The 12777-nt window shown below is 39.0% G+C and carries 10 protein-coding genes and 1 riboswitch; of the genes, 4 read left to right on the top strand and 6 right to left on the bottom strand.

Annotated features, from left to right (window positions below; all coding sequences use genetic code 11):
* Positions 1-73: 73 nt before the first annotated feature.
* Together MHB65_RS12970 and metA are read left to right on the top strand one after the other, a co-directional pair.
* Positions 74-703, top strand: coding sequence for a hypothetical protein (locus MHB65_RS12970; protein WP_333004303.1), 630 nt, complete (start codon positions 74-76; stop codon positions 701-703).
* A gap of 502 nt (positions 704-1205) precedes the next feature.
* Positions 1206-1317, top strand: a riboswitch (SAM riboswitch).
* Between the two features lie 125 nt (positions 1318-1442).
* Positions 1443-2378 carry a homoserine O-succinyltransferase gene (gene metA / locus MHB65_RS12965; RefSeq protein ID WP_205443704.1) on the top strand — a complete coding sequence of 312 codons (936 nt, stop codon included), beginning with the start codon at positions 1443-1445 and terminating at the stop codon, positions 2376-2378.
* A 40-nt stretch (positions 2379-2418) separates the two neighbouring features.
* Here the strand turns inward: metA and MHB65_RS12960 are convergent, their stop codons facing one another.
* The 6 genes from MHB65_RS12960 to plsY form a co-directional block, all read right to left on the bottom strand.
* On the bottom strand, positions 2419-3567 hold the full coding sequence (locus MHB65_RS12960) for an endospore germination permease (protein ID WP_342440601.1): 1149 nt from the start codon (positions 3565-3567) through the stop codon (positions 2419-2421).
* A gap of 31 nt (positions 3568-3598) precedes the next feature.
* A complete protein-coding gene (locus MHB65_RS12955) occupies positions 3599-3832 on the bottom strand; it encodes a hypothetical protein (RefSeq protein ID WP_342440600.1) in 234 nt (77 codons plus the stop codon).
* A gap of 4 nt (positions 3833-3836) precedes the next feature.
* Positions 3837-5036: a Ger(x)C family spore germination protein gene (locus MHB65_RS12950; protein ID WP_342440599.1), complete on the bottom strand. Its 1200-nt coding sequence runs from the start codon at positions 5034-5036 to the stop codon at positions 3837-3839.
* A 25-nt stretch (positions 5037-5061) separates the two neighbouring features.
* A complete protein-coding gene (locus MHB65_RS12945; RefSeq protein WP_342440598.1) occupies positions 5062-6606 on the bottom strand; it encodes a spore germination protein in 1545 nt (514 codons plus the stop codon).
* Between the two features lie 212 nt (positions 6607-6818).
* Entirely contained in the window at positions 6819-7109 is a 291-nt protein-coding gene (locus MHB65_RS12940; protein ID WP_205443699.1) for a HesB/YadR/YfhF family protein, read from the bottom strand.
* A gap of 19 nt (positions 7110-7128) precedes the next feature.
* Positions 7129-7731 (bottom strand): glycerol-3-phosphate 1-O-acyltransferase PlsY, encoded by a 603-nt coding sequence (gene plsY, locus MHB65_RS12935; RefSeq protein WP_205443698.1) that lies wholly within the window; start codon positions 7729-7731, stop codon positions 7129-7131.
* A 558-nt stretch (positions 7732-8289) separates the two neighbouring features.
* Here plsY and parE point away from each other — a divergent pair.
* Positions 8290-10266 carry a DNA topoisomerase IV subunit B gene (gene parE, locus MHB65_RS12930; RefSeq protein WP_205443697.1) on the top strand — a complete coding sequence of 659 codons (1977 nt, stop codon included), beginning with the start codon at positions 8290-8292 and terminating at the stop codon, positions 10264-10266.
* A complete protein-coding gene (gene parC, locus MHB65_RS12925) occupies positions 10263-12701 on the top strand; it encodes a DNA topoisomerase IV subunit A (protein WP_342440597.1) in 2439 nt (812 codons plus the stop codon). Before parE ends, parC begins: the two co-directional genes overlap by 4 nt.
* Positions 12702-12777: the final 76 nt, after the last annotated feature.

Below are 12777 nucleotides of genomic sequence, written 5' to 3'. Positions count from 1 at the left end.
AAATAGTTGTTCCCTTATACCTCTTTTATTAGTAATATGTAACTAAAATAGATAATATGGGGTGTTAGATTAAATGTGGCCATTAATATTATTGGTAATTTTAATAATTTTATTTATTATATGGTATATCACAATATTTTCTAAGGGGAAAAATGAAGTTAAAGAGATAGAAAATAATATAAGAATGACGCTTGATGAAGTTGGTATAAAAGATGATGCTTACTGGTCAAGTCGTGATTTATTAGTTGATAGGATGGTACTTTCAATTAATGAAATTACAGAAGAAGTAATCATTGTGAAAATACCTAAATTATCGAAAGAGTACAGGCAACCTGATGTACAAAAAATAAAATTTCAAGAAATTATAGAGGTAAAAGTTATTTCTAACTCTAATACAGTAACGTCAACGTCTAGGGTATCACAGGTAGGCGGTGCATTAGTTGGTGGCGTATTAGCGGGTGGTGTTGGTGCATTAATAGGTGGATTGAGTGGACAAACAAAGTCTAAAGAAACTATTAAGGATATAAAACTTGAAATTGTGGTAAATAATATTTCAAATCCTATTATTGAAGTTCCGTTTTATGAGACAAAAATATCTGAATTAAAATCAGGAACACCGAAGTATGAGCAAATTATCAAAGAAATTAATCTTTGGTATAGGAAGTTTACAGTGATATTACACAAACAATCTACACTAAAATGATTAGGTTGTTTATTTAATAAAATTGATTGATTTTGATATTTATAGGCGTTACTATTAAATGGATAATGTGCTTAATTTTCACTGTTTCAACTTCTTTCCTTTTTGTGGAATAGAAATGAAATGACTACAGTATTTTGCTGTAGTCTTTTTTTCTTTCATGAAATAAATATCCTTTTTTTACTTAAATTAAAAATTTTAACTTAATTTATTTATATACACTTCTTTTTTTCAGAAGTATGAGTTATAATGAAGATTACATAGATTTTATAAGAAGTGGAATAAACAAATAGGCAAATGTAATACTCCCATACTAAAACTAGTTAGATTCATACAATATTTCATAATTACGGCATGTTTACCATAAATTTTAAATGTAGAAACACCACATATAGCAAGCTTAGTGTACATCAAATGAGCAAGGAACATGCACATGAATCACAAAATATTCTATGAATTATTGATATTCTAACTAGTTCGTGTTACAATTCAAGATAATTAAATAATCTTATCAAGAGAAGCTGAGGGATTTGGCCCGATGACGCTTCAGCAACCTCTAACAATTGTTAGAAAGGTGCTAATTCCAGCAAAGGATTTTTTCCTTTGAGAGATAAGAGTGGACGTGAAAAAATCCTTCTCATTCTATCTCGTATGGAATGAGGAGGATTTTTTAATTTAGTTGCATTCTTTGCAAGCAAGGTTTGCTAAAAAAAGAGAGTGATTATAGAGAGGGGAAAGCAAGATGCCAATTAATATTCCGAAAAATTTACCAGCTGGAGAACATTTACGTGAGGAAAAAATCTTCGTCATGGAAGAGGATCGAGCGAAAACACAGCAAATCCGTCCATTAAATATATTAATACTAAATTTAATGCCTGAAAAAGAAAAAACAGAGCTTCAATTACTACGTTTATTAGGGAATACACCACTGCAGGTGAATATTACCTTTTTAAATACGGCCACACATGAGTCGAAAAATGTGAGTAAATCTCATTTGCAGCTATTTTACACAACGTTCAACCAAATTCGTCACCGACGCTATGATGGCATGATTATTACTGGGGCACCTGTAGAAAAAATGGCATTTGAAGATGTCAACTATTGGCAGGAAATTTCAGAAATTATGGATTGGTCTAAAAAGAATGTGACATCCGTGCTACATATATGTTGGGGGGCACAGGCTGCATTGTATCACCATTATGGCATTGGAAAGGTCGAGCTTGCTGCTAAATGCTCAGGCGTCTATTCCCATGTAATTACAGATTTAACGGTGGATTTAGTGCGCGGCTTTAGCGATTTATTTACTGCGCCTCATTCTCGCTATACATCTGTTTCCATTGACGAGGTTCGCAATCATCCAGACCTACGATTATTATCCTATTCAGAGGATGCAGGGGTATTCATCGTACAATCAAAAGATAATAAAAATATTATGATTACGGGGCATCTGGAGTATGATGCGACAACACTAGCCGATGAATATAGCCGTGATGTGGCGAAGGGCATAGATATCGATGTTCCTGTGAATTACTTCCCGAATGATGATCCGAAACAAGAGCCGATGAATACATGGCGTGCCCATACGCATTTATTATTCTCTAACTGGTTGAACTACTATGTCTACCAAGAAACACCATACGAATGGGATTTTGTAGATGAAATCGAATATCATATCTAATTAATAAAAAGTCTAATTTCTTTTCTAAACGTAGAAGAAATTAGACTTTTTGATTTTCCTTCGTTGTATCCTGTTGGGGTGTTTCGGTATTTTGAGCCTTAGATTTACGATTTCGAATAACTGCCACAATCAACAAAAGTATGGGTAATAAAATGGTGAAGATAAAGGAAAAGATAGGCCAAATTTCATTATTATAATTAGTAGAATGCACAATATCTGGATGAACAATTTGAGAAAGTCCAATGATAATGATGCCCATCGGTAAAATAAGCGGACGATGATCCTTGATCTTCAAAATTTGGGCAAGGCCAACAACGGTCGTATAGAAATACATAAATGTGCGAATATAAATAGACGAAATCCACATAAATGCCATAATAATTTCAATACGCTGCAAAAAATTCCCTATGGATATTCTTTGCGCTAAGGCATAGCTGGGAAATGTCCTAGATGCTGTGTTTTCAGGCCCTAAGACAAGAATCGATAGGACAATCAACGTAATTAAGACGACACCACCAAGGATGGTCCCAATATATAGCCCTTTCTGTGCAGATGGCTGTACATTGACGCCAGCGGGATATAGCATCAATAACACGAGTAATGGAAAGGAAAAGATACTCATAAAGCGTGCAATACTATAAAACATAGATGTTTTGGTTGCTTCTAGTAGAGGCTGAATATTCTCAAATGTAATTTGAGGGGTAATACAAACGACGAAAAAAATAAAGATAAAGATAAACAACGGAAAGAGAATTTCTGCTGAACGGGCAAACGTCTCTATCCCTAGATACGCGGCATACATAATAATGATACTGAACAGTAGGGCGAATGCTAATGTCGGTGTTTCTGGCATAACTTCGGTTTTCATAAAAATACCAATAAAATAAAGTAACTCTCCAGTGGAGAAAAAGGTGAGAATGAGAAAGCAAATGGCTGTGATTTTCCCAAAAAAACGACCAAGAATTTTTTCATTCGCCTCTATAAAATTAAGAGAGGGTGTTTGATTGGCAAGTGTTAAGAATAACTTTATGACCAGTAAACTAAGCACAACACCAATGCTTGCTGCAACCCAAGCATCTTGCTTAGCAGCGCCCGTAATACTTGAAGGGATAATTAAAATTGCTGTACCGATAGAATAGAGGAAGGTAACGATTGTAAACTGTCTTGAACTAATGATCTCTTTTTCCATCTAGCTACCCTCCGTTTCTCAGTCCATCTTTTTATTTTGTGAATGACACAATGTAATCCTTAATTGGTGTGAAGATAAAGGTAATTAAATCTAATGGGCTTGGAATATGGACTTTCAGGGCAATGGCCATATTTAAAGCAGTTCCAATGAGTAGCAAAAAGGAGAAGACAATAATGGTTTTTTTATCCTGTTGCTTTTTGAACTTTGGAATAAATAGAAGTGCAACGATGATTGAGATGATCAAGATAGCTACAGCTAGCACCATTTCATTACTCCTCCTTTGGCTTGTTTAATAATGAATTTTGCATCGTACCCAATCCTTGTGTTGTTACCTTCACGTGAACAGCCACTGGCAAATCGGGAAAGAGGGAAGCCCACTCATCCTTGATTTTTCCCCACTGCTTTGCATCTGCACGATGTAGGGCATCACCAAAACCAAAAACATCGATTTCATATTGCTGTTGCATTATCTCTAATGTTTTTTCAATGCGTTCATCGATACCCTGGGCTGTTTTTTTATTAACGTAATCAATCGATTTATTTTTGGTGAGATTGATATCACATTCGACCTCTCCAACATTCTGCTCAACATTAATATGAACATCGATTTTCGGCTTCCCATTTTTAAATGACCCTTTCACTTTTGTAGTGGATTGGGTGATTTCCGTAGATAAAGTCCCTTTATTAGGACAGGCGATGATTTCAATCGTACTTTGAATTTTGTCGTTAAGAAAGCTAATGCCTTTGCTTTCACCCTCGGATAGCAGCCCCATATATTTATCCCCTTTAAAGACTGCTAAGCCCGCATATTGTAACAGCACAGGTGTTTTAACACGTTGCACATTTGTTTGATCTACCCCTAATTTCTTATCGCCATGAACTTCAATAGCAGAAATTAACGCCCCTTTATGCTTGTTGCTTAATGTATTGACTAATTCATCAATATTAACTGCTATTGTGGAGCCCCAAGCTCTCTCAGAGACATCGAGGGAATTTAACATTTTATTAGCTGGAACCTTTTCGATGGGTGTTAATACATTTAATACTTCCTTCGCTGTCGCTTCATGAGACATAATGACATCGAAATCCTTACGAAATTCATGGTCCCTTACAATTAAATCGAGTGCATCACTGATTCCTTCTTTCGCGAGATCTTCTCCTAAAACAACCACTTGAAGATGGGCAAAATAAGGCTTTCGTGCAGCAAGGGTCGTCATTTTTCGAATGGCCTCAAAGATGGTTTCGCCTCTAGAATGATAGCTAACAACAGGAGAGCGCTGAGTGGAAGCTTGTCGCACTGAAACTTCACTAGGATCGACAATTTGAACCGTAATTTCATATTCTTCGTCTATTTTGTCAATGCCCAGTGCTACGACAATGGCTAGTTCATTTAATTCACGCTTACTCCAGCAACCACTTAACAGTAAAGTGAGGATACATAGTAAGCAAATCCATTTTATTTTTGCCATATTCCATTCCTCATTTATCCAGTAGTTATTTCCTTCCTTTTACATTGACATAGTTATGGCCTCTAACAATATTTTTTTGATTGACTAAACGAGGTCGTGTAAGTAACTTTCTACGCGGAAACAGCACAAAGGCATCCTTCTGATCCTGTAATATTAACGGTGCAAAAGGGCTTAAATAAGGTACACCAAATGATCGAATGCTACATAAATGAAGAATAATGACCATAATGCCAAACATGACACCAAATAAACCAAACATAGCAGCTAAAATCATTAATGGAAAACGTAGCACACGAATGGTATTCGATAAGCCATAAGCAGGGAATAGGAAGCTACAAATCGCCGTTAAGGCCACAATAATGACCATTACAGCCGAAACAACGCCTGCATCAACTGCTGCCTGACCAATAACTAATGTCCCTACAATGGACACAGCTGGCCCGATTGTTCTAGGCATCCGTAGCCCAGCTTCCCTTAGTACCTCAAAGGCAATCTCCATAATAAGGGCTTCGACAACAGCAGGGAAGGGTACACCTTCTCTTTGCGATGCAATACTAATCAACATAGGTGTTGGTAGCATTTCTTGGTGAAAGGTGGTAATTGCAACATACAAAGACGGTGCTACTAACGCTAGACTGATACCAAAAAAACGCAAGATACGTACAAGTGAGCTAATCATCCAATGCTGATAATAATCTTCTGCTGATTGTAAAAAGGATGTAAATAACGCTGGTACAACTAAAACAAAAGGTGTGCCATCAACGAGAATCGCCACTTTGCCATCTAATAATTCACCTGCGATGACATCAGGACGTTCGGAGTTGTAGATGGTTGGAAACATAGAATTTTTTGAATCCTGAATAAAATCCTCTATATAGCCGCTTTCCAGTATGCCGTCGATATTAATGCGGTCTAATCGAGCTAATACCTCTGCGACAATTTTGTCACTGGCGATGCCATTTATATACATCACCGCCACATCTGTTTGTGTCACATCACCGATAACGCGTGACTTTATCCAGAGATTGGGACTTTTTATTTTGCGACGGATGAGCGCAGTATTGGTACGTATGGTTTCGGTAAAGGATTCCCTCGGTCCGCGAATAACAGATTCAGTCGATGGCTCTGTGACAGCTCGATCCTTGGCACTTCTGGTACTTGTCACAATCCCCTCAGCAAAACCGTCTAATAAAATAACCGTTTCACCATTGAGGATGGCATTGTAGAGTGTTGTAAAATGCTCGATATTCGTCACATCGCCTACTGTTAGATAGGAATTCCGTACATATTGGTTAATCGTTGTTATCTCAATATCTTGTTCTTCTTCAATATTTGCCATCAGTTTATCGATAACAGAATCAGAAATAGTGGTTTTATCCGATAAGCCATCGATGGAAATAATAGCGAGGTTATGGGGAACCGCTTCTCCAATCGTAATTTCGCGTATGATAATATCATTACTATGCCCTAGCGACTGTTGAATGATTTTTATATTTTTAGATAGGGAAGTATACAACAAATCGTTCGTTGTATGGGATGGGGAGGTCTCGATATTGTTGGACATGGACATATGTTTTCCTCCTCAAATGGACGTTCATTATCATTAGAGTGGACAATTTTTTTGAGAGATAAACGAAAAGGGGATGAAAAATTAGCAAATTGCGGTTAAATCACGTACTGTGCAACAATCGTATGCGGGTTTTTCAAGTTGTCTCGGAAAATTGTTCTGTACTAAATAAAAAAACAGTCTATCCTTTCATGGGCTGAAAGGATAGACTTGTTTTATGTACGATAGTCGTATTGTAATTCATCTTTACTTGTATCAACGTCAACATGTAAATTGTGATCGTTAAAGAACCAAAGATCTTTCTCGTCAATGTAATAGATGACGTCATCAATTACTGTCTGCACACCTATGGCAATGGGTTCCTCACGTGTCATGCCGAGTGAAAAGCCTTCATGAAACGGACTAGAGCCACCGTAGCGTGCATAAAAGCGAATTGTATCGCCAGGTTCAACTTCCATTTCATGTTTGAACCATTGTAGGGCTTCATCTGTCAATGCAATGTTCATTTCAAATGCTCCTCTCTTCCTACAGCCATTTTACCTTTGGTTCGGTGCCGTTTTTAATACGTGCAATATTGGCACGGTGGCGATAAACAATAAAGGTAAATAAAAAGGCTACCAAGATGCCTAATGCAAAGTCACCTGTAATAAAATAATAAACGATTGCATAAATAAGCGCTACTAAAGCGGCTATCATCGATGTTAAGCTAACGATTTTTGTGATTTTTAATGTCACAATAAAGGTAATAAATAGTAGGACAAAGAGAGGCCAAGAATAGCCTAATAATACACCCGCAGAAGTTGCCACGGCTTTCCCACCTCGGAAGTTGGCGAAGATCGGAAACATATGACCGATCACAGCGACAAGACCAAGTAATAAAGAATGGAGTGTACTGTCAGAGAAAACGGGAAGTGTCACGAGTAAGACAGCGGCTGTCCCTTTTAAGACATCCATCACCGTAACAACAATACCTGCCTTCTTCCCTAACGTTCGAAAAGTATTGGTCGCACCAAGATTACCGCTCCCGTGTTCACGAATATCGGTATTATAAAAAATTTTGCCTATCCATAATCCAGAAGGTATAGAGCCGATTAGATAAGCGCATAAAATAATAAGTCCATTGATCATAGCTGGACTCCTTTCATTCATAGTCCATCACTTGGTACTAATAGTTTGTAACAAGTATTTTACACTTTTTCTTGCTAATCTACAATGATATGAAGGAGATTTCATACGAAGCCTTGAATTCAATACAAAAGAGAACCTATTAGCGAGGGCTAGGCTTTTAGACATAAGTTTGTAAGAAGTGAAAAAACCTTTTTAAAAATATAGGCAAAAAGGCAATTTTGTCAATCGCTCATTCCTTTGGTAGAATAGAAGTCTAACTTTATCCAGTTTCATCACAAGGTACGTAGTAGTGCTTCCATCTGCAAGCAACACAAATTTATTTTGCAACTATATAGGCTTCGATGCGTCCAATGTTGATGGAAGCTAGAAGCAGTCTGCCTTGCTTGAATACCAATTTTAAGCAACTGTTGAAGATGTTTACTATTTAGAAATATGATCAAAACTGTGAGCAAATTATTAAAATTATTGGACCTGTCGCTAGCTATTGACAGGAAATGCTATTATTATTAGGATGAGAACATAAATAGAACATGCGTTTGTTTTTGGAGGGGAATTTTTTTGACGAATAAACAGTCAACTAGCGTCTATAATGATGACGCTATACAAGTATTGGAAGGATTAGAAGCGGTGCGCAAACGACCTGGCATGTATATCGGTTCGACGGATGGCCGTGGACTTCATCACCTTGTGTATGAAATCGTAGATAATGCGGTGGATGAAGCACTGGCTGGCTTTGGATCTCATATTATTGTCACAATTCATAAAGATCAAAGTATGAGTGTGCGCGACTTTGGCCGTGGGATGCCAACCGGTATGCATAAAATGGGCAAACCGACACCAGAAATTATTTTTACGGTGTTACACGCTGGCGGTAAATTTGGTCAAGGTGGCTATAAAACAAGTGGTGGTTTACATGGTGTTGGTTCTTCTGTTGTGAATGCGCTCTCAACATTTTTAGAGGTGACGATTCATCGTGATGGCAAAAAATATCGTCAGCGCTTTGAGCACGGGGGACAGCCTGTCACAACGCTTGAAAATATTGGTCAAACCAAGCAGACAGGAACACTTGTCCATTTCCTACCAGATGAAACGATCTTCTCTGTCACAAAATTCAATTATGATACGTTAGCAGAACGATTACGTGAATCAGCCTTTTTATTAAAAGGTTTAAAAATTGAATTAATCGATGAGCGCGAGGAAGGCAAAAATGATGTGTTCTTTTATGAGAATGGCATTGAAGCTTTCGTTGCGTATTTGAATGAGGAAAAAGATGTCCTTCATCCAGTGAAATATGTAGAAGGTATACAAGATGATATCGAAGTAGAGTTCGCTTTCCAGTATAACGATGGTTATTCGGAAACGATCTTATCATTTGTTAATAATGTTCGTACACGTGATGGTGGTACACATGAAACGGGTGCAAAAGCAGCATTGACACGTGTCTTTAATGAATATGCAAGAAAAATTGGCTTGTTAAAGGACAAGGATAAAAACCTTGAGGGGACAGATATTCGTGAGGGCTTAGCGGCCATTGTGTCTGTTCGTATCCCAGAGCACTTACTACAATTTGAAGGTCAAACAAAGGGCAAGCTTGGTACAAGTGAGGCTCGTTCTGCAGTTGATAGTGTGGTGTCTGAGCAAATTTTGTATGTGCTAGAGGAAAATGCGGAGTTATCGGCTTCCCTTGTCCGTAAAGCGATTCGAGCGCAGCAAGTACGTGAAGCGGCTCGTAAAGCGCGTGAGGATGCACGAAATGGGAAGAAAAACAAAAAGGGTAGTACGATTCTATCAGGAAAATTAACGCCAGCTCAGTCACGCAATGCGTCAAAAAATGAGCTGTATTTAGTCGAGGGTGATTCTGCAGGAGGTTCTGCCAAACAAGGCCGTGATCGTACATTCCAAGCGATTCTGCCATTGCGTGGGAAAGTAATCAACACAGAAAAAGCCAAGCTACAGGACATTATGAAAAACGAAGAAATTTCAACGATTATCCATGCGATTGGGGCAGGTGTTGGAACGGATTTTGCGGTGGAGGATTCCGCCTACGATAAAGTAGTGATTATGACCGATGCGGATACGGACGGGGCACATATTCAAGTCTTGCTATTAACATTCTTCTATCGTTATATGCGTCCACTGATTGAAGCAGGAAAAGTCTATATCGCGCTACCGCCGCTTTATAAAGTCTCGAGGGGTACTGGGAAAAAAGAAGTCATTGAATATGCTTGGACAGAAAGTGATTTACAAAAGGCCATCAAAAAGGTTGGAAAGGGTTACATATTACAGCGCTATAAAGGTCTTGGTGAGATGAATGCAGACCAACTATGGGACACAACGATGAACCCTGAAACACGGACGTTGATTCGTGTCACAATCGAGGATGGTGCACGTGCAGAGAGACGTGTCACGACGTTAATGGGCGATAAGGTAGAACCACGTCGTAAGTGGATCGAAGCCAATGTAGACTTCGGTATGGAGGATGATTCTAACATTTTAGAGAATGAATTCATCCAACAAGAGGAGGACCAAGCATGAGTAGTACAGAAAAGTTTCAAGATTTACCGTTAGAAGAAGTGATGGGTGACCGTTTTGGTCGCTATAGTAAATATATTATTCAAGACCGCGCGTTGCCTGATGCACGTGACGGTCTTAAACCAGTACAGCGCCGTATTTTATATGCCATGTTTACAGAAGGCAATACAAACGATAAACCGTTCCGTAAATCCGCAAAAACAGTGGGTAACGTAATCGGTAACTATCATCCGCACGGCGATAGCTCTGTGTATGAGGCGATGGTCCGTATGAGTCAGGACTGGAAGGCGCGTCATATGCTCATTGAGATGCACGGGAACAATGGCTCGGTCGATGGTGATCCACCAGCTGCGATGCGTTATACAGAGGCGAGACTATCTGCTATTGCCGCTGAAATGCTACGAGATATTGGCAAGAAAACGGTCGAGTTTGTGCCAAACTTTGATGACCAGGATATGGAGCCAACCGTTTTACCAGCACGTTTTCCAAACCTATTAGTCAACGGCTCTACAGGGATTTCCGCTGGTTATGCGACGGATATTCCGCCACATGCCTTAGATGAAGTACTGGATGCTGTGTTGATGCGCTTAGACAAGCCTAATGTTAGTGTAGATGAATTGATGACGGTGATTAAAGGGCCAGATTTCCCAACTGGTGGTATCATTCAAGGTGTGGACGGCATCAAAAAGGCGTATGAAACAGGTCGCGGCAAAATCATTGTCCGTGCCCAAGCAGTTGTCGAACCAATCAAGGGTGGTAAAGAGCAAATTGTTATCACGGAGTTACCATACGATGTAAATAAAGCGAATCTTGTGAAAAAAATTGATGAGCAACGTGTAGATAAACGACTAGAAGGTATTGCGGAAATTCGAGATGAATCAGACCGTACAGGCTTACGTGTCGTGATTGAGCTGAAAAAGGATGTACCAGGGCAAGGAATTTTACAGTACTTGTTTAAAACAACGGATTTACAGGTAGCTTATAATTTTAATATGATTGCCATCCACAATCGTCGCCCAACGATGATGACATTGCCATTATTGCTGGACGCGTATATCGCCCATCAAAAAGAAGTAGTGACAAACCGCTCCATTTACGATTTACAAAAGGCAAAGGACCGTTCTCATATTGTAGAAGGCTTAATTAAAGCCCTTTCCATTTTAGATGAAGTGATTGCGACGATTCGTTCTTCTAATGATAAGAAGGATGCGAAGCTTAATTTACAAACGAAGTTTGATTTTACAGAGGTACAAGCAGAGGCCATTGTAAGCCTACAATTATACCGTTTAACGAATACGGATATTACAGAGCTTCGTCAGGAACAGGACGAGTTAAATAAGTTAATTGCGAAGCTAGAGGGGATTCTACAAAGTGAAGCTAAGCTAGTACGTGTTATTAAACAAGAATTGCTAGACATTAAGAAACGCTTTACAGAGCCACGTCGCTCGAAGATTGAGCAAGAAATTGAAGAAATTAAAATTACATTAGATGTCCTTGTGCCAAGTGAAGAGGTTGTCGTGACAGTGACGAAGGACGGTTATATTAAACGTACATCGACACGTTCTCATGCCGCTTCAAATGGGCAAGATTTTGCCATGAAGGATTCGGATTATTTATTGTATGAAGCAAACTTAAATACACAGCACCATCTATTGCTGTTCACAAATCGTGGTAATTATATTTATCAGCCTGTTCATGAGCTTCCTGACATACGCTGGAAGGACCTGGGCCAGCATATTTCCAGTATTGTCCCAACAGGGGAAGATGAATCGATTATTGCGGTTTATGGCTTCGAAACATTTGAACAGCCAAATACGTATGTCTTCACAGCCACAAAAGATGGTCAAATTAAGCGCTCACCACTCGCAGACTATGCGGTAACACGTTATTCAAAGCCAATTAAAACGATGAACGTCAAGGCTGGTGATGCGATGATCTATGCATCGTTTGTGACGGATGATGTAGAACTGATGCTAACAACGGATACAGCCTATGCGATTCGTTTCCCGATGGAGGAACTACCCGTTACAGGTGTGAAAACAGGCGGTGTGAAAGGGATCACGCTAAAAGATGGAGAAGCCTTAGTTGGTGTCAATGTGCTACAGCCTGATGTTACACAATATGTAGTGATTGTGACACAGCGTGGAGCCGTGAAGAAAATGAATGTCGCTGAAGTTGAAGTAGCAAGTCGTGCAAAACGTGGACTAAAAGTATTAACAGAGTTAAAAGCAAATCCTCACCGAATTGTAGCAGTTATACAAGCGACAGACGAGGAGCAGGTTGTGATTGAAACCGAAAAAGGCGTTCAAGAGGTAATTGCTGTACAAGCATTGTCTCGTGCAGATCGCCATTCCAACGGTTCGTTTAAAGTGGATATTGCAACAGATGGGGCGATTTCCCATGTATTAACAGCCAAAAAAGAACAGAAACCTAGCTAATATCATGCCCAGTCTCTTAGGAGAGCTGGGCTTTTGTCTTGAATACAATCGCTATTCAAAAATAGCACCTTGTCAT

The organism is Lysinibacillus sp. FSL K6-0075 (assembly GCF_038592945.1).
Lineage (GTDB): Bacteria > Bacillota > Bacilli > Bacillales_A > Planococcaceae > Lysinibacillus > Lysinibacillus fusiformis_F.
Note: the sequence above shows the minus strand (reverse complement) of the source record. Positions and strands in the feature narration are given on the sequence as shown.